Here is a 22,310-nt window from a genome sequence, read left to right on the forward strand (position 1 = left end):
CCGCGCCGGGCGGTCCCCACCCGCACAGGGGAAGGGGACCGCCCGGTCGTCGCATCCGGCCTCCCCCTCCTCCTCCCCCACACACATCCCCGCACATTCCTTGACATGGCTTCTCGAGGAAGGACCCCACTGTGCGAAGAACCCGTGTCCTCACGGCCGCGCTGGCACTCGCGGCCGGTCTGCTCGCCGGCACCCCGCCCGCGGTCGCCGCCGACAGCGCTCCGCCGGCGCCCCTGGCGGCGGAGTCGTACACCTGGAAGAACGCCCGGATCGACGGCGGCGGTTTCGTCCCGGGCATCGTCTTCAACCGCAAGGAGAAGAACCTCGCCTACGCCCGCACCGACATCGGCGGGGCCTACCGCTGGCAGCAGAGCAGCAGGACCTGGACGCCGCTGCTGGACTCGGTCGGCTGGGAGAAGTGGGGGCACACGGGCGTGGTGAGCCTGGCCTCCGACTCCGTCGACCCGAACCGGGTGTACGCGGCCGTCGGCACGTACACCAACAGCTGGGACCCGGGCAACGGGGCGGTGATGCGCTCGGCGGACCGGGGCGCGAGCTGGCAGCGGACGGACCTGCCGTTCAAGCTCGGCGGCAACATGCCCGGCCGGGGCATGGGCGAACGCCTCGCCGTCGACCCGAACCGCAACAGCGTGCTCTACCTGGGCGCGCCGAGCGGCAAGGGGCTGTGGCGGTCGACGGACTCGGGCGTCACCTGGTCGCAGGTGACGAACTTCCCCAACGTCGGGAACTACGTACAGGATCCGAGCGACACGAGCGGCTACGCCTCCGACAACCAGGGCATCGTCTGGGTCACCTTCGACGAGTCGACCGGGACGTCGGGCACCGCCACGAAGACGATCTACGTCGGTGTCGCGGACACGGACAACGCGGTGTACCGCTCGACGGACGCGGGCGCCACCTGGTCGCGGCTGGCCGGACAGCCGACGGGATACCTGGCCCACAAGGGTGTACTGGACACCGTCGACGGTCAGTTGTACCTCGCGTACAGCGACAAGGGGGGCCCGTACGACGGCGGCAAGGGCCGGCTGTACCGGTACACGACGGCGACCGGGACCTGGACCGACATCAGCCCGGTCGCCGAGGCCGACACCTACTACGGCTTCAGCGGGCTGACGGTCGACCGGCAGCGCCCCGGCACGGTGATGGCGACCGCCTACAGCTCCTGGTGGCCGGACACCCAGATCTTCCGCTCCACCGACAGCGGCGGCACCTGGACGAAGGCGTGGGACTACACGTCGTACCCCGACCGCCGGAACCGGTACACCATGGACGTCTCCTCCTCCCCCTGGCTGACCTGGGGAGCCAACCCGTCACCGCCCGAGCAGACCCCGAAGCTGGGCTGGATGACGGAGTCGCTGGAGATCGACCCCTTCGACTCGGACCGGATGATGTACGGCACGGGCGCGACGGTCTACGGCACGGAGAACCTCACCGCCTGGGACTCCGGCGGCACGTTCACCATCAAGCCCATGGTGCAGGGGCTGGAGGAGACCGCGGTCAACGACCTCGCCTCTCCCCCGGCCGGCGCCCCGCTGCTCAGCGCCCTCGGCGACATCGGCGGCTTCCGGCACACCGACCTGAGCAAGGTCCCGTCGATGATGTTCACCTCGCCGAACTTCACCACCACCACGAGCCTGGACTTCGCCGCGACCGACCCGAACACGGTCGTGCGGACCGGCGATCTCGACTCGGGCCCGCACGTGGCGTTCTCGACGGACAACGGCGCCAACTGGTTCGCGGGCACCGACCCCTCGGGGGTGAGCGGCGGCGGGACGGTGGCCGCGGCGGCGGACGGCAGCCGCTTCGTGTGGAGCCCGGCGGGCGCCGGCGTGCACCACACGACGGGCTTCGGCACCTCCTGGTCGGCGTCGAGCGGCATCCCGGCCGGCGCCGTCGTGGAGTCCGACCGCGTCGACGCCAGGACGTTCTACGGTTTCAAGTCGGGCAGGTTCTACGTCAGTTCGGACGGGGGTGCGACCTTCACCGCGTCCCCGGCGACCGGTCTGCCCAGCGGGGACAGCGTGCGGTTCCAGGCGGTTCCCGGTACGAAGGGCGACATCTGGCTGGCCGGCGGGGCGAGCGACGGGGCGTACGGGCTGTGGCACTCGACGGACGGCGGTGCGAGCTTCACCAAGCTGTCCGGCGTCGAACAGGCCGACACGATCGGCTTCGGCAAGGCCGCCGCGGGCGCCTCGTACCAGACGCTGTACACCAGCGCGAAGATCGCCGGCGTGCGCGGCATCTTCCGCTCCACGGACAAGGGCGCGAGCTGGACGCGGATCAACGACGACGCCCACCAGTGGGGTTGGACGGGCGCCGCGATCACGGGTGACCCGCGGGTCTACGGCCGCGTCTACGTCTCGACGAACGGCCGGGGTGTGATCTACGGCGACACCTCCGACCCCGGGGGCGGGGGCGACGGGGGCGGCGGCACGGACCCGACGCCGTCCCCGACGGGCGCCTGCGCGGTGACGTACACCGTCACCAACCAGTGGTCCGGGGGCTTCCAGGCGGACGTGAAGCTCGCCAACACGGGGACGAGCGCCTGGTCGGGGTGGTCCCTGAACTGGGCCTTCACCGGCGGTCAGACGGTCTCCCAGCTGTGGAACGCCGAGTACACCCAGTCGGGTGCGTCGGTGACCGCGAAGAACGTCGGCTGGAACGGCACCGTGGCGGCGGGCTCCTCGGTGGGCTTCGGCTTCACGGGCAGCTGGTCGGGCACGAACGCGAAACCGGCCGCCTTCAAGCTGGGCGAGCAGACCTGCGCGGTGAACTGAGGCGCACCGAGGTGGGCCGAGCGGTCACTGAACCGGTGGGGCGCGTGCCGCGAGCGGCACGCGCCCTTCGCGCCGGACCGGTCAGGGCGTGTAGACCGTGGGCCGGGGTGCCGTCGCCATCCCGTCGCCGATGAAGAAGCTCGGGTGCGGCGGCTGGTTGTAGGCGGTGTTCTGCCAGGCCAGGGCTGTGCGGTACTGGGTGTCGTGCAGCAGGGTGGTGATCTTCGTGCCGGTCTCCACCGGGGTGGAGTAGATGCGCAGGGCCGTGTTGTCGGAGGTCGGCCAGACGACCTCCTCGCGCCAGTCGCCGAGGATGTCCCCGGACAGGGACGGGGTGGACTTGGTGCCGTTGTTGGAGTGGACGCCGGAGGCGGTCAGCAGGCGGGTGTCGCCGGAGGTGCCGTACTTGTCGATGCGGGTGCCGTCGAGGAGTTCGCGGACGGGGTCGCCGTCCCACCAGGTGACGAAGTTGATGCTGGACGGCTCGCGGCCGAGGGAGGCACCGGTCGCCGAGCGCAGGGTGGTGTCGGAGGCGGACCAGGCCTCGGCGCCCGCGCTGCCGGCGTAGATGTCGGCGGCGACCCCGCGGCCGTTGTCCGCGCCGGAGGCCGTCTGCCAGAGGATCTGGCCGGTGCGGGCGTCCGCCATCCAGGAGCCCGGCTTGCCGGTGTCCTCGGAGACCTTGAAGTACTCCGGTCCGGGCCGGGACGGCACGAGGTCGCCGAGGTGGGCCGCGTCGCCGTGGCCGAGCTTGGTCGTCCACAGGCCGCTGCCGTTGTCGTCGACGGTCATCGCGCCGTAGACGATCTCGTCCTTGCCGTCGGCGTCGACGTCGGCGACCGACAGGGCGTGGTTGCCCTGACCGTCGTAGCCCTTGCCGGAGTTGGTGGAGGAGCTGGTGTCGAAGGTCCAGCGGCGGGTGAAGGCGCCGCCCCGCCAGTCCCAGGCCGCGATCACGGTACGGGTGTAGTAGCCGCGGGCCATGACGAGCGAGGGGCGGGTGCCGTCCAGGTAGGCCGTGCCGGCGAGGAAGCGGTCGACGCGGTTGCCGTAGGAGTCGCCCCAGGAGGAGACGGTGCCGCGGGCGGGCACGTAGTCGACCGTGCCCATGGCCTTACCGGTCTGCCCGTTGAACATGGTGAGGAACTCGGGGCCGGACAGCACGTACCCGCTGGAGTTGCGGTGGTCGGCGCCGGCGCTGCCGATGACCGCGCCGGTGCCGTCCTTGGTGCCGTCGGCGGTCTTCATGGCGACCTCGGCCTTGCCGTCGCCGTCGTAGTCGTACACCTGGAACTGCGTGTAATGGGCGCCGGAGCGGATGTTGCGGCCCAGGTCGACGCGCCACAGGCGGGTGCCGTCGAGCTCGACGGCGTCGATGATCGTGTTGCCGGTGTAGCCGGACTGCGAGTTGTCCTTGGCGTTGGTCGGGTACCACTTGAGGACGAACTCCAGGGCGCCGTCACCGTCGAGGTCGCCGACGGAGGCGTCGTTGGCCTCGTAGGTGTAGGCCACCCCGTCGGGGGTGGTGCCGCCGGCGGGCGGGGTGATCGGCACGTCCTTGTAGCCGGTGCGGAGTTGGACGGCGTGGACGGAGTCGGCCTGTTCGACGCCGCCGACGACCGCGCGGACCGTGTAGTCGGCCTGGGCCGGGGCGCCGGAGTGGAAGAAGTTCGTGGAGCCGGTGACCGGGGTCGCGTTGACCTTCGTGCCGGCCCGGTAGACGTTGAAGGAGACGTCGCCCGGGTCGGTGCCGAGCCAGCGCCAGCTGACCAGGTTGCCGCTGTCGGTGTGCACGCTGACGACGCCCCGGTCGAGTTTCTCGACCTGGCGGGCGGTGGCCGCTTCGGCGCTGCCCTGGGTGAGCGTGGTGAGTCCGGCGCCGACGAGCGCGGTCACGGCGATCGCCGCGGCGAGGACGGCGGTCCTGCGCCGCCTGCGGTGGGTGGGGGGACGCAGAGGAGGCTGTTGCGCGGGCGGGTGCGGGTGCTGCACGAGGGGTACCTCCCGGGAGGGCGGACGGGTTCCGCTCTCCCAGTCGCCGCCGACGGGCCGGGGGTTGCCGGGGTCGTCGGGCGGTTCTTCGGGACGGTCGCCGCAGCGCTCGGCCGGCGCGGTCACGGTCCGGGCGGGGCGCGCCCCGCGGCCCGGGGCGGCCCGAACACCTCCGTGTCCGCGCCGGGCCGGACGGACTCGTCGTGGGCGCGCGCCGCGGACCGGACGGGAACGGTGGCCCCGGTCCGGCCGCCGGCCTCGGCGCCCCGCCGGGAGCGGGCGCTCCCGGCCGACGGCGGGGACGCCCGGGTGACCCACTGGAGCACGGGCTTCACGCGTCCGCCGGCGTCACCGGCTTGCGGTACGCCTTCAGCGTGAACCAGGGGTCGGGGCGGGGCCGGTCCTGGTCGGGCAGCGCGGCCAGGCGCGCGGCGAAGGTCTCCGTGATCGGCTCGCCCGGCGGGAGGGTGACGAACCAGCCGCGCCGCAGGTCGGCGACGGTGCGGCGCGGGCTGCGGCCCTGACCCCTGCCGGGGAAGCGGCCCCGGCCCGCGGGGACGAGGCCGCGGTCGACGGCGTACGAGTCGACGAGCGACGCCTCGTCGCGGGCCGCGCGGGGCGGGCGGGAGGCGAGGACGGCGTCGATGTCGCTGCCCACGTTGTGCGAGGCGGCCTTGTCGACGGTGGTGACGTACACGCCGCCGGGCCGCAGCACCCGCGCGCACTCGGTGACGATCGCCCGCGCGTCCGCGTCGGTCGGCGCGAGGTGCAGCAGCCACACACTACTGACGGCGTCGAACTCCCCGCTGCGGAAGGGCAGTCGGCGGCTGTCGGCGCGCACGACGGCACCCGGCAGACGTACGGCGGCCTGGCGGACCATCGCCGCGGCGAGGTCGACGCCGGTCACCCGCAGGCCGTCGCGTCCGGCGAGCCTGCGCGTGACGATGCCGGTGCCGCAGGCGACGTCGAGCAGGCCGCGCGTCCCGTCCGGCAGCAGGGCCAGGACGGCTTCCGCGGCGGCTGCCGCCCGGGGTTCACCACCGCGTGAGGCGTCGTAGCGTGCGGCTTCCTCGTCGTAGTCCAGCACGTGGGGCCCGTCCCGTCCGCCGCGCGTCTCAGTGCGCGCCGTGCGCCGGGGCCAGGTCCCGCACCCGGCGGGCCAGCTCGAAGTCGAGGTCGGTGACGGCGCCGCCCGCGCTGTGGGTGTTCACCGCGAGGGACACCGTGCGGTAGCCGAGGGTCAGCTCGGAGTGGTGGTTCAGCTCCTCCTGGACCTGGGCCACGTGGACGACCATCGCGGTCGCGGCGAAATGGGAGGCCAGCTCGTAGGAGCGGGTGAGCCGGCCCGCTTCGTGGGACCAGCCGGACAGCTCCGCGAGCCGGTCGTCGATCTCCTTCTGCGACAGCGGTGCGACGGCCATGACTGGCTCCCTTCCCTGGGGTGGGCGTCGGGTACCCGTCCAGCCTGGCACAGGACGGCCGTGTCGGCCCCGGCCGGAAGGGTTCCCACCGGTTCGGGCCGGCCGCCCTCGGGCCCGGCGCGCGCGGGGTCCGCGGAGTCCCGGTCTCCGGCCACCACGGCCCGCGCGGCACCGTCGACCGGCCGGCTCTCCGCTACGGTCGTCCGTATGACCCTTCTCGCGACCGGCACCACGGGCTCCGCCGCCTCCGCCGACCGGGGCGTCGGCCCCCTGCTGCGGGCCTGGCGGGAGCGGCGCAAGGTCAGCCAGCTGGAACTGGCGCTGCGCGCGGATTCCTCGGCCCGGCACATCAGCTTCGTGGAGACGGGCCGGTCCCGGCCGAGCGAGGAGATGGTGCTGCGGCTGGCCGAGCACCTGGACGTGCCCGTGCGCGAGCGCAACTCCCTTCTCGTGGCGGCGGGTTACGCCCCCCGCTACCGCGAGACCCCGCTGGACGATCCGGCGCTGGACGCGGTGCGGGCCGGCATGGAGCGCCTGATCCAGGGTTACGAGCCGTATCCGGCGCTGGTGGTGGACGCGACGTACAACGTGCTGGCCGCCAACCGCGGCATCACCATGCTGCTGGCGGACCTCCCGGAGTCGCTGCTCGCGCCGCCGCTCAACGCCATGCGGCTGACGCTGCACCCGGAGGGCCTCGCGCCGCGCATCCGCAACCTGCCCGAGTGGCGCGGGCACCTGCTGGCCCAGATGGAACGGCAGATCGCCCTGCACCGCTCCGCGCCGTTGCGGACGCTGTACGAGGAGGTCGCCGCCTATCCGGTCCCGCGGACCACGCCGGAGACCGAACCCGTCGAGGCGGTGCCGTACTTCGCGCTGCCGATGCTGATCGAGCACGAGGGCCGGACGCTGTCGTTCATCTCGTCGATCTCCACGTTCAACACGCCGATGGACGTGACGGTCGCCGAGCTGGCCATCGAGACGCTGCTCCCGGCCGACCCGGCGACCGTCAAGTACCTTCACTCGCTGGTGGACTGAGCGGACGTCGGATGCGAGGTGATCCCGTCGTCCCTGTCGGAGCGCAGCCGGAACATGACACACTGACCGGCGTGCTTCGACACGTAGGGGAGACGTGGCGTGAGTGAAAGGCGGCCGGCGCCCACCGTGGGCCAGGTGGTACTCGGCAGACGGCTGCAGGAGTTGCGCGAGGCGGCGGGCCTCAGCCGTGAGGAGGCGGCCCGCGCACTGCGGGTGGCCCCCGCGACCGTGCGGCGCATGGAGACGGCCGAAGTCTCCCTGAAGATCCCTTACGTACAGGTGCTGTTGGAGACCTACGGGGTGGACGAGGCGGAGACCGGCACCTTCGTCACGCTCGCCGAGGAGGCGAACCGGCCCGGCTGGTGGCAGCGGTTCCACGACGTCCTGCCGGAATGGTTCAGCCTGTACGTCAGCCTGGAGGGCTCGGCCCGCCTCATCCGCTCCTACGAACCCCACTTCGTGCCGGGCCTGTTGCAGACGGAGCGGTACGCGCGAGCCGTGCTGGAGGCCGGGACCGTCGGCCGGACCAGTCCGGAGGCCATCGAGCGGCACGTGTCGCTGCGCCTGGCCCGGCAGCGGCTGCTCGAAGGACCCCAGCCGCCCCATCTGTGGGTCGTGATGGACGAAACGGTACTGCGCCGGCCGGTCAGCGTCGACGCCGACGTCATGTACGAGCAGGTCGACAAGCTGCTGGAGCTGGCGGAGCGCGACCGGATCACCCTGCAGGTCGCGGAGTTCGCGAGCGGCCCGCACTCGGGGACGTCCGCGCCGTTCTCGCTGTTCCGGTTCGCCGAACCCGAACTGCCCGACATGGTCGTCACCGAGTACCTGTCCGGCGCGCTGTACCTGGACTCGCGCAGGGAGGTCTCCGCGCACCTGGAGGTCCTCGACCACATGACGACGCACGCCGCGTCGGCGCAGCACACGAGGAAACTGCTGCGTGAGGTCCGCGGCGAGTTCTGACCCTTCCCGCTCGTTCCCCTCGCCAGGCGCCACCCACCAGTCACCAGTCACCAGGAGAAGACCGCGCATGACCGGACCCGAGCCCGAGGCCACCGTCCGCATCGACACCAGCAGGCCGCATCCGGCCCGGGTGTACGACTGGTGGCTGGGCGGCAAGGACAACTACCCCGTGGACGAGGAACTGGCCCGCAGGATCCTCGCCGTGGACGGCACGGTGTTACGCGGGGCGCGCGCCAACCGCCGGTTCATGCAGCGGGCCGTGCGCACGGTCGCCGAGAGCGGCGTCCGCCAGTTCCTGGACATCGGCACGGGCATCCCCACCGAGCCCAATCTGCACCAGGTGGCACAGAGTGTCGCCCCCGAGTCGAGGGTCGTCTACGCCGACAACGACCCGATCGTGCTGCGGCACGCCCAGGCGCTGCTGCACGGTTCGGCCGAGGGCGCCACCGGGTACGTGCACGCCGACGTCCGTGACGTCGACACCCTGCTGCACCGGGCGGCCGGCTTCCTGGACCTCGAGCGGCCGGTGTCGCTGTCCCTGGTCGCGCTGACCCACTACCTGGGCGAGGACCCGGCGGGCGACGACGTGTACGGGCTGCTGAAGCGGTACGTCGACGCGCTCGCACCCGGCAGCCACCTGATCCTCTCCCAGGTCACCCCCGACCTGAACCCGGAGGCGATCGAGAACGCCGCGAACCATTTCCGGCGCAGCGGCACCCCCTTCCACCCCCGCTCGCTGACGGAGTTCTCCCGCTTCTTCGAGGGCCTGGAACTGCTGGGTCCGGGCGTGATCCCGGTCTCCGGCTGGCGGCCCGACCCCGAGGACGTCGCCCTGCAGGCGGACGGGATCGTGCCGGTGTACGCGGGGGTGGCCCGCAAGCCCTGAGGCCACCGGGCGCCGGCCGCCGGGGTACGCAGTCCCGGACGCCGACGCGGGTGACCCGTACGGGCGCCGTGAACGGGTGCGCTCCCGCGCCCGCCCCTAGGTTCGGGACAGGGGAGAGCAGAGGGAGCGCCCTGTGACCGACACGCGGAGACCGCCCACCGGACCCCGAACCACCGACTCGCGGCCCGCCGGACCGCGGCACCCCGAACAGCCGGGCGCGGTGCCGGCCCCGGCCTCGACCCCGGCCGCGCCGCGCGTGCGCCCCGTGCAGGAGGCGTGATGCCCTCGGACGCCGTGCTGTACCAGGCGGCCGCGCTCTGCCTGACGTACCCCGACCACGATCTGTACGCGAGGCTGCCCCTGCTGCGCGAAGCGGCCCCGCCCCTGCGGGAGTTCACCGACCACGCGGCCGTCACGCCACGGGCGGAGCTGGCCGGGCACTACGTGCGGGTCTTCGACTCCGAGGACCGGCACAGCCTGCGTCTGAGCCGGTGGCACGACGAGAGCGACCCGTGCGGCGGCGTCTCCCCGGCCCGCTTCGAGGACTCCTACCGGCGGCACGGGCTGGAGTTCACCGGCGAGGAGCCGCCCGACTTCCTGCCGGCGGTCCTGGAGTTCGCCGCCCGCACCGGCGACACCGGCCTGCTCACCGGGCACCGCGCCGGTCTGGAGCGGCTGCGCTCCCGGCTCACCGGCTTCGGCACACCGTATGCGTCGGTCCTGAGCGCCGTATGCGCCACACTGCCGACCGCACACAGCAGACCGTAGGCGGATGACTGCATCCGGGCGACGGACGACGGGCGGCGCCCGGTGGGCGCGGCCGGCCGTCGCGGGTTCACCGGGGCGGGCCGGCCGCCGGAAGATCACGGCGTGGTTCGCCGCGCAGCCGCACCGCGTGCCACGGCCGGTCGGTGACCAGCACGTCCACCCGGGGGTCGGCGAGGAAGGTCCGCAGTCCGGCGTCGTCGTTGACCGTCCACACCAGGGTGAACAGGCCCCGCCGGGCGGCCCCGCGCAGTACGGTGGCGCGGGCCAGCCGCTGGTGGACGGCGACGCCGTGGGCTCCGCAGGCCCGCAGGCGCCGGGTCGGGAACAGTTCGCTCGCGCGGGTCCCGGCCAGCCGGACCGTCGCGACCTCCCGGCGGTCCCGTCCCAGCGACAGGGCGGTGCGCACACCGGGAAAGCCGCGGGTGATCGCGGCGACGGAACGGTCCTCCAGCGTCGTGGCGACGAACCCGTCCCGGCCGAGCAGTGTCACGGCGAGGTCGATCAACTCCCGCTCGTGGCCCGCCTCCTTCAGGTCCAGATGTCCGATCAGCCTGCCCGCGACCAGTGCCATGACCTCCTCGACGAGGGGAACGGCGTGTCCGGTGCGCGCGCACAGCTCGGCGTAGGTGAGGCGGGACAGCGGGGGCCCGGTGCCTGCGGCGCGCGGGTCGTGGTGGACGACGAACACGCCGTCGGCGGTGCGCCGGACGTCGAACTCCGCGTACTCGGCGCCCGAGGAGAGCGCGTCCTCGTAGGCCTCGAGGGTGGCGGCCGTACGGTGCTCGCTGCCGCCGCGGTGGGCGGAGACGGCGGGTCGCGTCATGCCTCCTCCTCACGGACACGGCGAACGCGGCGGGTGCGGCGGACCCCGGGGACCCGGCCGGTCGTGCGGTCGGCGCGACCGGCCGGGTGCCCGGCGGCTCAGGCGAGCTTCGCGGACAGGGTGATCGGTACGGCCTTCAGGGCCTGCGAGACCGGGCAGTTGACCTTGGCCTGCTCGGCGGCGGCGACGAACGCGTCGTTGTCGAGACCCGGCACGGTGCCCTCCACGGTGAGGTGGATGCCCGTGATGCCCTCGCCCGGCTGGAAGGTGACGTCGGCGGAGGTGACCAGCTTGGCGGGCGGGGTGCCGGCACCGGCCAGGGCGTGCGAGAAGGCCATGGAGAAGCAGCTGGAGTGGGCGGCGGCGATCAGCTCCTCCGGGCTGGTCTTTCCGTTCGCCTCCTGGGTGCGGGCGGCCCACGTCACGGGCTGCTCGTCGATGGCACCGGAGGAGTCGAAGGTGACGACCCCGTTCCCCTCGATCAGGCTGCCTTCCCAGACGGTGTGTGCGGAGCGCGTGGTGGCCACGGTTCTTCCTTTCGCATGGTTTTCCCGTACGACGGGTTTCCGTGCCCATCCGATCACACTCCCGCTCACCGCACCCGGAAGACCGGCCCCCCGGGGGGTGAACGGCGGTCGGCGCCCCCGCCGCGCGGGGTGGCCGGGCGGCGCAGCCCGCCGTTCCACGACGCGCACAGGCCGGTTTTTCAGGCGGCCCGCTCCTCCCGGGGCGTCTCCAGCGGCACCTGGGGCCCGTCCGATTCGCGCAGCCAGCGGCGCAGGACGTGGTGGACCTGCTCGGCGCCGGTCAGGTCGGCGCCGTCCTCGACCGGCGCGGACAGGGCGAGCGGGGACAGCAGGAACGGTTTCGACTGGGCGCCGCCGAGGCCGCCGTGGGAGCCGATCTGCTCCTCGAAGGCGAGGACCTCGCCGTCGGCGGGGTCGTGGAAGGAGTTGACCATGATGTCGGCGGTGTGCGGGAAGGAGTGGGTGCGGCGCACGGCCTCGACGGCACCCGGCCCGAACCCGGCCAGCGGGCCGGGATCCTCGTCGAGCCGGTCGACGGGGATCTGGGCGCCGTACGCCCCCAGCACCACTCCGCCGTGCTCCTCGCTGCGGACGAGGAGGAAGCCGATGCCGGGGTGGTTGGCGAGCGTGGTGAGCAGGGCGGGGTGGCGGGCGTCGATCTCCTCCTTGCTCATCCGGTGCGGCACGTCGGGGAAGGAGACCAGGCCGAGGTTGCCGGAGGCGAGCACGATCGGCTCCGAGCGGGGGGCCGGGCGGTGCTGTTCGCCGCCCTCCTCGACGGGTCGGTGCAGTGCGGCCCGGACGGCCGCGCGGGCCTCGGCGCCGCTGTGGGTGCGCCGCGCCCGGCGCGGCACGGGCAGCCCGCAGCCGGCCCGGACCAGGTCGGCGAGGGTGAGGCCGTAGCGGGCGCGGAAGGTCTCGCCGGGGCTCTGCCCGTGGTCGGACAGGACGACGATGCGGTAGGGCCGCGGGGCGTGCTCGGCGACGTTCTCGATGAGCGCCAGCGAGCGGTCGAGGCGGGCGAGGACCTGCTCGGTGTCGCGGCCGAGCGGCCCGGAGTGGTGGGCCACCTCGTCGTAGGCGACCAGGTCGGCGTAGACGGCGCTGCGGCCGGCCAGCATGTCGCCCGTCACGGCGGCGACGACGACGTCCCGCTCGACGACGGTCGCGAAGGCGCGGATGAACGGGTACAGGCCGCCGCGGGCCACCCGCGGCCGCTGCTTGCGCAGCCTGGCGCGGGTGGACTGGCAGATCTCGCGGCCGCTCTCCGCCACGAAGGACAGGGCGGTGCGGACGGCGTTGGCGGGGTCGGAGAAGTAGGCGAAGTACCCGGACCGGGAACGGGTCGCGCGGCTGCGGCGGGTGGCGACGGACAGGACGAGGGCCTGTTCGTCGGCGCCGCCGCCGAAGAGGTTGCCGCGGCTGGCGCCGTCGGCGGAGAGCAGCCCGCCGTCGCCGGTGCGTTCCACGGCACGGCGCTGGAGTTCGGCGGCGCTGGTGGGACGGTTGCAGACCACCACCTCGCGGCTGTCCTTCTCGTACCAGCGGAAGGCGGGCACGTCGAAGTTGCTGCCGTGCAGGATGCCGAGCTGGCTGGCCCCGGTCTGGCTGGACCAGTCGGTGCGCCACGGGGTGAGGCGGTGGGTGGGGCGGGCCGCCACGCCCGGTCCGGCGCCCAGCCACCTGGCGACGGTGGGCATCAGGCCCTTCCCGACGGCGGCGGCCAGTACGTCGTGGCCGACGCCGTCGAGCTGGATGAAGACGGTGCCGTGGGTGGTGGGACAGGCGGGGCCGCGGCCGCGGCGGCGGTCGGCGAGGCGGTAGAGCCGGCGTCGGTAGGCCTCGTCGTCGCGGACGGCGAGGGCGCCGCCGGTGGCGGAGGCGACGGCGGACATCACGGCGGCGACGATGACGGCGGTCTCGGGGGCGGCCTCGCTCTGGCCCGACGGGTTGAGCCGTAGGGCCAGCAGCAGCAGCGAACCGTTGAGGAAGAACACCAGCAGGCCGAGGACGAGCGCCGGCACCAGCAGCAGCAGCCGGACCAGCAGCGGCCAGGCGAGCGCCGACAGCACACCGAAGACACCGGCCCCGGCGGCCGCGGTGACGGCGATGGTGGTGGCGCTGTCACCGTCGGGCGACTGGAGCCGGAAGTCCGGCAGGATGCCCGCGAGCACCAGCATCGTGACGGTGGAGACGCCCCACACCGCGACGCTCCGCCCGGCCTGACTGACGGCCCGCCGCCAACGCCCCTGACCCACGCCCCGTACACCTCACGTCCCGGACCGTCGTCGGTGCGGCCCTCTGCCCCATCACCTTGTCACACGGACGGTCGGCGCCGGCGCCCCGAAGGGGGCCCTGGGGGCGCACCGCCGTACGGGGCGGGGAGGGTGTGGGCGGTCAGCGCCCGTCGTACCCGGCCGTCGGCATCGACAGCCTCCGGTGCACCCGCGCCTTCATCTGCGCGTCGTAGGCGGGTTCGGCGACGCCCACCGTCTCCACCCGCACCCCCCGCCGCGCGCACTCCTCGGCGAACTCGTCCACGGACGACAGGGCGCTCTCCAGGACCCGCCGGCTGGGCGCGACGAAGAGGTCGACGCCGGGCCTGACCCCGTCCCACAGCACGCAGTGGTCCGGTCGCAGCCCGCGCACCAGCAGTTCGCGGCTGACGACGTAACCCCGTTCCGCGGCCCACCGCGCGCACATCGCGTGCTGGCCGCGGGAATCCACCAGGAAGGGATCGGCGTCCAATTCCTCCAGCGGTGTCAGACTCGCGATCGCCGTGACCCGCACCGGTCCCATGGCGTCCCCCTCACCTCCGGGTTTCGCCGCCGACCCTACTCCTGCCCGTAGGCTTCGGGGGAGTCGCGCGAAGGGGGCAGAGAGGTGCCGGTGGAGATCACGTGGTGGGGTCACGCCACCTGCACGATCACGGATTCGGACGTCCGTGTGCTGACCGATCCCCTGTTCGCCCGCCGGCTCGCGCACCTGCGTCGGCGCCGGGGCGCGCCGCCCCCGCCCGACGCCTGGCGCGCGGACGTGGCACTGGTGTCGCACCTGCACTCCGATCATCTGCACATCCCCTCGCTGACGCGCCTCGCGCCGGGCACGCGCCTGCTGGTGCCCCGGGGCGCGCCGCGCGCCGTCCCGGGCCTGCGGCGCCTGGGCCACCTGCGGCTGACCGAGGTGGCGCCGGGTGACGAGACGACCGTCGGTGACCTGCGCGTACGGGTCGTGCCGGCGCGGCACGACGGACGGCGGCTGCCGATCGGCCGGCACCGCTCCCCCGCTCTCGGGTACGTCGTGGAGGGCGAGGCGCGGACGTACTTCGCCGGGGACACCGGCCTGTTCGAGTCGATGGCCGAGGAGGTCGGGCCGGTCGACGTGGCGCTGCTGCCGGTGGGCGGCTGGGGGCCGTACCTCGGGGAGGGGCACCTGGACGCGGGCCGCGCCGCGGAGGCGCTGGCCCGGCTGGCACCGCGCAGTGCGGTGCCGGTGCACTACGGCACGTACTGGCCGATCGGCATGGACGCCGTGCGCCCCCATGAATTCCACGCGCCGGGCGAGGAGTTCGTACGCCTGGCGGCCGAGCGTGCGCCGGACGTGGTGGTGCACCGGCTCGGGCACGGGGAGAGCGTGCGCCCCGAGGTCGCGCGATGACGCCGCTGGCCGCCGTCCCGACGGTCATACCGACGGAGTCCACGCAGCAGGCGTTCGGCTACCCGTCCCTGTTCCTGCTGGTGCTGATCGGCGCGCTGGTGCCGGTGGTGCCGACGGGGGCGCTGGTGAGTTCGGCGGCCGTGGTCGCCTTCCACCAGACGGCGCCGTTCGCGCCGGCCCTGGTGTTCGTGACGGCGTCGCTGGCCGCGTTCTGCGGGGACGTCGGGCTGTACTGGCTGGGGCGGCGCGGGATGCGGTCGAAGAACGGCTCGCGCCGGCTGGCGGCGATCCGGTCGAGGGCGCCGGAGGAGCGGCTCGCGCAGGCCCAGGAGAAGCTCGCCGACCACAGCACGGCCGTACTCGTGCTGTCCCGGCTGGTGCCCGCGGGCCGCATCCCGGTGATGCTGGCCTGCCTGATGGCCGACTGGCCGCTGCGCCGGTTCGCACGGGGCGACCTGCCGGCCTGCCTGGCGTGGGCGGTGACCTACCAGTTGATCGGTGTCCTCGGCGGCTCCCTGTTCCCCGAGCCGTGGGAGGGCGTCGTGGCGGCGGTCGTCCTGACCCTGGTCGTCAGCGCGGTACCGGGCCTGTGGCGCAGACTGCGGGAGCGGTCGACGGAGTGAGCGCCGCGGGGGGCCGCACGCCCCGAGCCGCACCCGCCCCATCTCTCGCTCTCGCCTGTCTTCCCCCGTCCCCCGTCTCCCCGCCTCCCCGTCCAGGCCAAGCGCAGCGCTACAGCACGCGTGAGCCCCCCACCGCCAGATCCCACAGGTCCTCGCGGGGCAGGCCGGCCTTCTCCCAGGCGGCGCGGACGCGGGTGAGGGGTTCGAGGACGGGTTCGGCGGAGAGGACGAAGGTGCCCCAGTGCATGGGTGCCATCCGGCGTGCCCCCAGGTCGCGTGCCGCCCGCACCGCCTCCTCCGGGTCGCAGTGGACGTCGCTGAGCCACCAGCGGGGGTCGTAGGCGCCGATGGGCAGCAGCGCGAGGTCGATTCCGGGGTAGCGCTGTCCGATGCGGGAGAACCAGTGGCCGTAGCCCGTGTCGCCCGCGAAGTGGACGCGGCGTCCGTCGGGGTCGGTGAGGACCCAGCCGCCCCACAGGGTGCGGCAGGTGTCGGTGAGGCTGCGCTTGGACCAGTGGTGGGCCGGTACGAAGTCGAAGCGCACGCCGGACAGTTCGGCCGCCTCCCACCAGTCCAGCTCGGTGACGCGGACGAACCGGCGGCGCCGGAACCAGCGGCCGAGCCCGGCGGGCACGAACACCGGTGTGTCGCGCGGGAGTCGGCGCAGGGTGGGGGCGTCGAGGTGGTCGTAGTGGTTGTGGCTGATGACGACGGCGTCGACGGGCGGCAGGTCCTCCCAGGGGACGCCGACGGGGGTGACGCGGGCCGGGGTGCCGATGATGCGGCGGGACCAGACCGGATCGGTCAGGACGGTCAGCCCGCCGATCCGCACCACCCAACTGGCGTGTCCCGCCCAGGTGACGGCGACGGTGCGGGTGTCGACGCGGGGCAGCGGGCCGGGCTCGAAGGGCAGTCGCGCGATGTCGGCGAGGCCTTCCTTCCCGGGACGCACGGCGCCTTCGCGGGCGAAGCGGGCGAGGGCCCTGAGGCCGGGCAGCGGGGCGGTCAGCCGGTCGTGAAAGGTGCGCGGCCACACCCGGGGTTCGCCCAGCGGGCGCGGCTCGGAGAGCGGCGGGACGGGGGAGGTCACGGGGGACTCGACCGGCGGGGCGCCGGTGTCCCGCACGGGCGTGGGGGTGGTCGACTCGGACTGCTGCGTCATCGAGGAGGCTCCCATCGCTGAGCGTCGTCGCGGAGGTCGTCGAGGACCGACCTCAGGTGGGTCAACGCGCCTTGCACGTGTGGCAGTTCCAACGGGTCGGGCGACATGAGGCATTCCGTGCGCTGCGCGTGCGTTCCGCCGAGCAGCATGCCCGTGGAGAGCCGTACGCGCAGCGCGCCGAGGTCGTCGCCGAAGCGGTGGCCGCCCGGCGCGGGCATGCCGAGCCGGGCGGTGAGGAGGTCCTCCAGGTCCTGTGCGTCGCCGACGCCCCGCGCGGCCGGCTCCTCGCGCAGCGGCCCGACGTCGACGTACAGGTGACGGCCGGCGCGCGGCGGCAGCGCGAGGGCGCCCGCGGCGACGACGACGGTGTGCGCGGCGGCGGCCACGCGCGCGTGCAGGCGTACGGCGGTGTCGACGCGCGCGGTGACGGGCTCGGGTTCGGACAGCGCGAAGGCGGCGGCCGCGGCGACGGGGGCGGCGACGCGCGCGTCGAGTGCGGTGAGGACGTCGAGCACGCGCGCGTGGAGGTCGTCCCCGGCGGCCGTGGCGGGGAGGCGGGCGACGGCGGCGGGCCAGCCGGTGGGCAGCAGGGCGCCCGCGAGGTCGCTGACGACGGTGACCCGGTCGGGCAGCATCTCGGCGGGGCTGACCAGGACGGTGTCGTGCGGGGCGTGCAGGGTGTCGCGCCAGGTCTCGTCGCTGATCAGGTGCAGGCCCTCGTCGGCGGCGGCCTCCACGGCCTCGTGCAGCACCTCGGGCGGGGCGACGGTGGCGGTGGGGTCGTCGGCGACGGACAGCACCAGCAGTCGGGGGTCGCCGCCCTCGGCGCGGACCCGGCGCACGGTCTCCAGGAGGGCGTAGGGGTCGGGGACGCCACCGCACTCGGCGGGGGTGGGCACGTGGAAGACGGGCCGCCCCAACAGCCGGGCGTACGGCGCCCACCAGGCCGCGCAGGGCCTGGGCACCAGGACGTCGCCGCCGAGGGCGGCGGTCAGCGCGACCAGCAGGGCGGGGGCGCCGGGTGCCGCCACGACCCGGTCCGGCCCGGTGGGGGTGCCGCGCCGTTCCCAGTAGCCGCAGGCGGCGTCCAGGAGGGCGCGGCCGCCGCCGACGGGTTCGCCCTCGGGGCGTTCGGCGGCCGCGGCGAGGACGGCGGCGAGGTCGGGCAGCACGGGCAGGCCGTCCGCGGGCAGCTCCGGCCCGAAGCGGACGGGGCCGTGCCCTTCCGGTTCCGTGCCCCGCATGCCGTCCTCCGCGCCGTCGGTGCCTGGTGCCCTGCGCCCTGCGCCGCCGCCGGACTCCTCGTACGGCGGCGGGACCTCGTCCGCGTGCCGGGTGGTGCGGGACGGGGTGTCCGGGGCCGGGCGGGCCCTCGGGTGCCGAGTACCCCGTGTGCCGTCGCCCCATGGCAGCGGGCCGGGATCGCGCCGGTCACCCCGCGGGCCGGGCGGGGTCAGACGCCCGCCGTACGGTCCCGGCGGCGCAGCCGGTGGACGGCCGCGCCGAGTGCGCCGGCGATGAGCAGCCCGCCGGCGACCAGGGCGGGGACGGAGTCGGTGAAGGTGCCGCCGGTGCCGGCGCGTACGCCGTGCTGGACGGCGGCTCCGGGGCAGGCGGTGCCGTGCGACGCGGTGTCGCGGGAGGCGGCGCCGTGCGGCGCGGTGTCGCGGGAGGTGGGGCAGGGCTGGGGCGCGGGGCGGGTGGGGCAGGGGGCGGGGTGGCCGGCGGCGCACGGCTGGGGCGTGGCGCAGCCCGTGGGGTGCGCGGGCGCGCAGCTCGGGGCGCTCGGCCCCGCGCCGCTGCCGCCCGCATCGCTGCCGCCCGCACCGTCGCCGCCCGCACCACCGTCGCCGCCCGTGCGGGGGACGTCGTAGGTGGCGCTCCACGGGCCGCCCTGGCCCCCGGGCGGTGCCGGGCAGGTGCCGTCGACGGTCCAGGCGGAGTCCGTTCCGACCGCGTCGGCCGGTACGTCGAGGTCCGCGGCCGGGGCGATCCGGGCGGTGCCCCGGTAGGCGGGGCCGGTCAGCTCGTCGCCGCCGGGCTCCAGGGTGAGCTCGACGGTGCCTTCCTCGAAGGCGTCCGAGGCGGCGTCGATGGTCCGGGGGGCGGGCGCGCCGAGGGGGTCGCAGGTGACGGTGACGGTGACGCTGCCCCCCGGAGCGGCCGTGGCCGGGCTGATCTCCGCCGCCGGGTCCGCGGACGCGGCCGGGGCGACGCCGGACAGCACGGCACCGGCCAGGGCGGCGACGGACAGGACACGGGCGGTGGGGCGCATGGGACGGCTCCTTCGGCCGACGGCTGCGAGGCACATGTCCGTGCCTCCCGGCCATCACAGCCCGGGCGGTCCGCCACCGCCCGCGGCCGCGGTCCATTGGCGGGACGGCCGCACCCGATCGGGTGACGGGTGCGGTGGGGAGGGCGTGGCGGTCGACGGCGCGGCCGCGCTCGGGGTCGTGGCGGTCGACGGCCTCGGCCGGGCCGAGGGCGGCGGCCCGGCGCAGGTCCTCGGCGCTCCCGCCCGGGCCGCCGGACGTCCGCCCAGGTTTTCCGGCGGCGTGCGAGGTCACCCGGAGGAGGTCACGCGATCCGAGCCGTCCCATGCCCAGGGAGGACCCTTCCATGACCACCAAGGTCTCCGACCACGTTCTGCGAAGGTTGCGCGAGTGGGGTGTGGAGCAGGTCTTCGGCTACCCCGGTGACGGCATCAACGGGCTGCTCGCCGCCTGGGGCCGGGCCGACGACCAGCCGCGTTTCGTCCAGTCGCGGCACGAGGAGATGTCGGCGTTCCAGGCGGTCGGCTACGCCAAGTTCAGCGGCCGTCTGGGCGTGTGCGCGGCGACCTCGGGGCCGGGCGCCATCCACCTGCTCAACGGCCTGTACGACGCGAAGCTCGACCACGTGCCGGTGCTGGCGATCGTCGGCCAGACGCACCGCAGCGCGATGGGCGGCTCGTACCAGCAGGAGGTCGACCTGCACTCCCTCTTCAAGGACGTCGCCTCGGAGTTCGTGGAGACGGTGACGGTCCCCGAGCAGTTGCCGAACGTCCTGGACCGGGCGATCCGGACCGCGTACGCCCGCCGTTGCCCGACCGCGGTCATCATCCCGGGGGACGTGCAGGAGCTGGACTACTCGCCGCCCACCCACGAGTTCAAGATGGTGCCCTCCAGCCTGGACCTCGGCGAGTGGACGACCGTCGCCTCGGAGGAGTCGCTGCGGCGGGCGGCGGAGATCCTCGACTCCGGCGACAAGGTGGCGATCCTGGTCGGACAGGGCGCGGCGGGGGCCCGTGCGGAGGTGGAGCGGATCGCCGAACTCCTCGGCGCGGGCGTGGCCAAGGCGCTGCTCGGCAAGGACGTCCTCAGCGACGAACTCCCCTACGTCACCGGCTCGATCGGCCTGCTCGGCACGCGTCCGTCGTACGAGCTGATGCGGGACTGCGACACCCTGCTGACGATCGGTTCCTCGTTCCCGTACTCGCAGTTCCTGCCGGAGTTCGGCAAGGCGCGGGGTGTGCAGATCGACCTCGATCCGCACATGGTCGGGATGCGGTACCCGTACGAGGTGAACCTGGTGGGTGACGCGCGGGACACGCTGCGGCGGCTGATCCCGATGCTGACGTCCGAGGACGCCCGGGGCCGCGAGTGGTTCGACACGGTGTGCGACAACGTCCGCACCTGGCGGGACGTGCTGGACCGGCGGGCGCGGGTGTCGGCCGATCCCGTCAACCCCGAGTACGTGGCGCGGGCCCTGGACCCGCTGCTGCCCGACGACGCGATCGTCACCTCCGACTCGGGTTCGGTGGCGAACTGGTACGCGCGGCACCTGACCATGCGCGGCGACATGCGCGGCTCGCTGTCGGGCACGCTGGCGACGATGGGCTGCGGGGTGCCGTACGCGATCGGCGCGAAGTTCGCCCATCCGGACCGGCCGGTGATCGCGCTGGTCGGGGACGGGGCGATGCAGATGAACGGGCTGGCGGAGCTGATCACGGCGGCGAAGTACCAGGACCGCTGGACGGACCGGCGGCTGGTGATCGCCGTGTGGAACAACCGGGACCTCAACCAGGTGACGTGGGAGATGCGGGCCATGGGGGGCGCCCCGTCGTTCCTGCCGTCGCAGGAGCTGCCGGACGTGCAGTACGCGGCGTTCGCCCGCAGCCTCGGGCTGACCGGGGTGCGGGTGGAGAAGCCGGAGGACGTGACGGCGGGCTGGCGTACGGCGCTGGAGGCGGACGGGCCGGCGGTCGTGGAGTTCCTCACCGACCCGGCGGTGCCGCCGATGCCGCCGCACGCGACGTGGGAGCAGATGGAGTCGACGGCCGCAGCGGTCCTGCGGGGCGACGAGGACGGGGGCTCGATGATCAGGCAGGGGTTCCTGGCGAAGGTGCAGGAGTTCCTGCCGGGGCGCGAGCGGAGGTGACCGCGTCCGCGACTTCGGCGGCGGGGACCCGGTGTCGGTTCCGGCCCCTCGGGTACGCGGAGGACCTGCACCCGAGGAAGTGGAGGGAGACATGCAGCGAGGCAGCGACCGGCTGAGTGTCCACCGGGACGACGAGATGAAGCACGAGCTGCAGGGCCTGCTGAGGTCCGGGCACCCCACGCGCTCCGAGGAGTGGCACGATCCCGAGCCGTCCGCGGAGGACGATCCGCAGGTCTGGGGCGGACCGGTGGTGCCGGGGGACGCGCGGGCGTCGCTGGCGACGGTACGGCTGGAACTGGCCCGCATCCTGGGCCGCAGCTCGTTCCCCGCCGACTCTCAGGAACTGGCGAGGACCCTGCGCCGCAAGAACGCGCCGGACGCGCTCGTCGAGGCGGTGCGGCAGCTGCCGCACAAGCAACGCTACGCCACCGTGCAGGAGCTGGCCGAGACCCTGACCAGGGCCTGACCGGGGACAGCTTCCGGGCGCACAGGCGCGCATACGGGGAAACACCAGAAAGGACGTTGAACGATCATGCGCATCGCGTTTCTGACGGCTCCCGAGGGCGTCGAGCAGGTGGAGCTGACCGACCCCTGGCAGGCGGCGGTGGACGCGGGACACGAACCCGTGCTGGTGTCGACCGAGCCGGGTGAGGTCCAGGCCTTCAACCATCTCGACAAGGCGGACACCTTCCCCGTCGACGAGGTGGCCGGCGAGGCCTCGGCGGACTCCTTCGGGGGCCTGGTCCTGCCGGGCGGGGTCGCGAACCCCGACTTCCTGCGCACCGACGACAAGGCGGTGGCGTTCGTCAAGGCGTTCTTCGAGCAGGGCCGGCCGGTCGCCGCGATCTGCCACGCCCCGTGGACGCTGGTCGAGGCGGACGTCGTGCGCGGCCGGGGGCTGACCTCCTGGCCGAGCCTGCGGACCGACATCCGCAACGCCGGCGGCGACTGGGTCGACGAGCAGGTCAAGGTCTGCGACCACGGCCCGAACAAGCTCGTGACCAGCCGCAAGCCGGACGACCTGAAGGCGTTCTGCGAGACCTTCCTGGACGTGTTCGCCCAGGAAGCCGCCTAGGGCGTGTTTCGAAAGTCCCGTCTGCCCGGCGACGCCTGGCACGCACGCTCGCCGCGTTGTCGGGGTCGCCCCGGTACAACCAGTATCGGGGCGACCCTCCGCCTTGCGATCGCACGCACCAGACGCCGCCGGGCCTGCCCTTCGGGCAGACGACGCTACTT

Annotated in this window: 20 protein-coding genes; 10 read left to right on the top strand and 10 right to left on the bottom strand. The window is 74.1% G+C overall.

Translation table 11 applies throughout. The features are described from left to right. Positions 1-131 precede the first annotated feature (131 nt). On the top strand, positions 132-2,798 hold the full coding sequence (locus AB0N31_RS29400; protein ID WP_366061473.1) for a cellulose binding domain-containing protein: 2,667 nt from the start codon (positions 132-134) through the stop codon (positions 2,796-2,798). An 81-nt stretch (positions 2,799-2,879) separates the two neighbouring features. On the opposite strand, the gene AB0N31_RS29405 is transcribed toward AB0N31_RS29400, so the two are convergent. The 3 genes from AB0N31_RS29405 to AB0N31_RS29415 form a co-directional block, all read right to left on the bottom strand. Next, complete coding sequence (locus tag AB0N31_RS29405) at positions 2,880-4,754, bottom strand: rhamnogalacturonan lyase (RefSeq protein ID WP_366061494.1); 1,875 nt, start codon at positions 4,752-4,754, stop codon at positions 2,880-2,882. 367 nt (positions 4,755-5,121) lie between these two features. Then, the gene (locus AB0N31_RS29410) at positions 5,122-5,877 is read right to left on the bottom strand and encodes a class I SAM-dependent methyltransferase (protein WP_366061474.1); all 756 of its coding nucleotides are present in this window, start codon (positions 5,875-5,877) and stop codon (positions 5,122-5,124) included. 28 nt (positions 5,878-5,905) lie between these two features. Next, positions 5,906-6,211: a 4a-hydroxytetrahydrobiopterin dehydratase gene (locus tag AB0N31_RS29415; protein WP_366061475.1), complete on the bottom strand. Its 306-nt coding sequence runs from the start codon at positions 6,209-6,211 to the stop codon at positions 5,906-5,908. A 207-nt stretch (positions 6,212-6,418) separates the two neighbouring features. Here AB0N31_RS29415 and AB0N31_RS29420 point away from each other — a divergent pair, with 207 nt between their 5' ends. From AB0N31_RS29420 to AB0N31_RS29435, 4 genes are all read left to right on the top strand, one after another. Continuing rightward, positions 6,419-7,246 carry a helix-turn-helix transcriptional regulator gene (locus AB0N31_RS29420; protein ID WP_366061476.1) on the top strand — a complete coding sequence of 276 codons (828 nt, stop codon included), beginning with the start codon at positions 6,419-6,421 and terminating at the stop codon, positions 7,244-7,246. A 99-nt stretch (positions 7,247-7,345) separates the two neighbouring features. Further along, positions 7,346-8,209: a helix-turn-helix transcriptional regulator gene (locus AB0N31_RS29425; protein WP_366061477.1), complete on the top strand. Its 864-nt coding sequence runs from the start codon at positions 7,346-7,348 to the stop codon at positions 8,207-8,209. Between the two features lie 67 nt (positions 8,210-8,276). Continuing rightward, a complete protein-coding gene (locus AB0N31_RS29430; protein ID WP_366061478.1) occupies positions 8,277-9,095 on the top strand; it encodes an SAM-dependent methyltransferase in 819 nt (272 codons plus the stop codon). A 279-nt stretch (positions 9,096-9,374) separates the two neighbouring features. Then, positions 9,375-9,863: a molecular chaperone TorD family protein gene (locus AB0N31_RS29435; protein WP_366061479.1), complete on the top strand. Its 489-nt coding sequence runs from the start codon at positions 9,375-9,377 to the stop codon at positions 9,861-9,863. 67 nt (positions 9,864-9,930) lie between these two features. On the opposite strand, the gene AB0N31_RS29440 is transcribed toward AB0N31_RS29435, so the two are convergent. From AB0N31_RS29440 to AB0N31_RS29455, 4 genes are all read right to left on the bottom strand, one after another. Further along, positions 9,931-10,686, bottom strand: a complete 756-nt coding sequence (locus AB0N31_RS29440; RefSeq protein WP_366061480.1) for a glycerophosphodiester phosphodiesterase family protein — start codon at positions 10,684-10,686, stop codon at positions 9,931-9,933. 98 nt (positions 10,687-10,784) lie between these two features. Continuing rightward, positions 10,785-11,213: an OsmC family protein gene (locus AB0N31_RS29445; RefSeq protein WP_366061481.1), complete on the bottom strand. Its 429-nt coding sequence runs from the start codon at positions 11,211-11,213 to the stop codon at positions 10,785-10,787. Between the two features lie 179 nt (positions 11,214-11,392). Then, positions 11,393-13,471, bottom strand: a complete 2,079-nt coding sequence (locus tag AB0N31_RS29450; protein WP_366061482.1) for a phage holin family protein — start codon at positions 13,469-13,471, stop codon at positions 11,393-11,395. Between the two features lie 139 nt (positions 13,472-13,610). Next, positions 13,611-14,012, bottom strand: coding sequence for a hypothetical protein (locus AB0N31_RS29455; protein ID WP_366061483.1), 402 nt, complete (start codon positions 14,010-14,012; stop codon positions 13,611-13,613). Positions 14,013-14,096: 84 nt separating this feature from the next. Here AB0N31_RS29455 and AB0N31_RS29460 point away from each other — a divergent pair, with 84 nt between their 5' ends. After that, a complete protein-coding gene (locus tag AB0N31_RS29460) occupies positions 14,097-14,870 on the top strand; it encodes an MBL fold metallo-hydrolase (protein WP_366061484.1) in 774 nt (257 codons plus the stop codon). Then, positions 14,867-15,493, top strand: a complete 627-nt coding sequence (locus AB0N31_RS29465) for a VTT domain-containing protein (protein WP_366061485.1) — start codon at positions 14,867-14,869, stop codon at positions 15,491-15,493. Before AB0N31_RS29460 ends, AB0N31_RS29465 begins: the two co-directional genes overlap by 4 nt. A gap of 109 nt (positions 15,494-15,602) precedes the next feature. Here the strand turns inward: AB0N31_RS29465 and AB0N31_RS29470 are convergent, their stop codons facing one another. The 3 genes from AB0N31_RS29470 to AB0N31_RS29480 all read right to left on the bottom strand — a co-directional run bounded on the left by AB0N31_RS29470 (position 15,603) and on the right by AB0N31_RS29480 (position 18,930). Further along, a complete protein-coding gene (locus tag AB0N31_RS29470) occupies positions 15,603-16,655 on the bottom strand; it encodes an MBL fold metallo-hydrolase (protein ID WP_366061486.1) in 1,053 nt (350 codons plus the stop codon). Beyond that, positions 16,652-17,899, bottom strand: coding sequence for an aminotransferase class I/II-fold pyridoxal phosphate-dependent enzyme (locus tag AB0N31_RS29475; protein ID WP_366061487.1), 1,248 nt, complete (start codon positions 17,897-17,899; stop codon positions 16,652-16,654). Before AB0N31_RS29475 ends, AB0N31_RS29470 begins: the two co-directional genes overlap by 4 nt. A gap of 209 nt (positions 17,900-18,108) precedes the next feature. Beyond that, complete coding sequence (locus AB0N31_RS29480; RefSeq protein ID WP_366061488.1) at positions 18,109-18,930, bottom strand: hypothetical protein; 822 nt, start codon at positions 18,928-18,930, stop codon at positions 18,109-18,111. Positions 18,931-19,274: 344 nt separating this feature from the next. On the opposite strand from AB0N31_RS29480, the gene AB0N31_RS29485 reads away from it, so the two are divergent. The 3 genes from AB0N31_RS29485 (at position 19,275) to AB0N31_RS29495 (ending at position 22,149) form a co-directional block, all read left to right on the top strand. Continuing rightward, a complete protein-coding gene (locus AB0N31_RS29485) occupies positions 19,275-21,074 on the top strand; it encodes a thiamine pyrophosphate-requiring protein (protein WP_366061489.1) in 1,800 nt (599 codons plus the stop codon). Between the two features lie 91 nt (positions 21,075-21,165). Beyond that, complete coding sequence (locus AB0N31_RS29490; protein WP_366061490.1) at positions 21,166-21,540, top strand: DUF2795 domain-containing protein; 375 nt, start codon at positions 21,166-21,168, stop codon at positions 21,538-21,540. 66 nt (positions 21,541-21,606) lie between these two features. Continuing rightward, positions 21,607-22,149 (top strand): type 1 glutamine amidotransferase domain-containing protein, encoded by a 543-nt coding sequence (locus AB0N31_RS29495; RefSeq protein WP_366061491.1) that lies wholly within the window; start codon positions 21,607-21,609, stop codon positions 22,147-22,149. The last annotated feature ends 161 nt before the right edge of the window (positions 22,150-22,310 follow it).

The sequence above is a fragment of the Streptomyces sp. NPDC051051 genome, assembly GCF_040682975.1.
Taxonomy (GTDB): domain Bacteria; phylum Actinomycetota; class Actinomycetes; order Streptomycetales; family Streptomycetaceae; genus Streptomyces.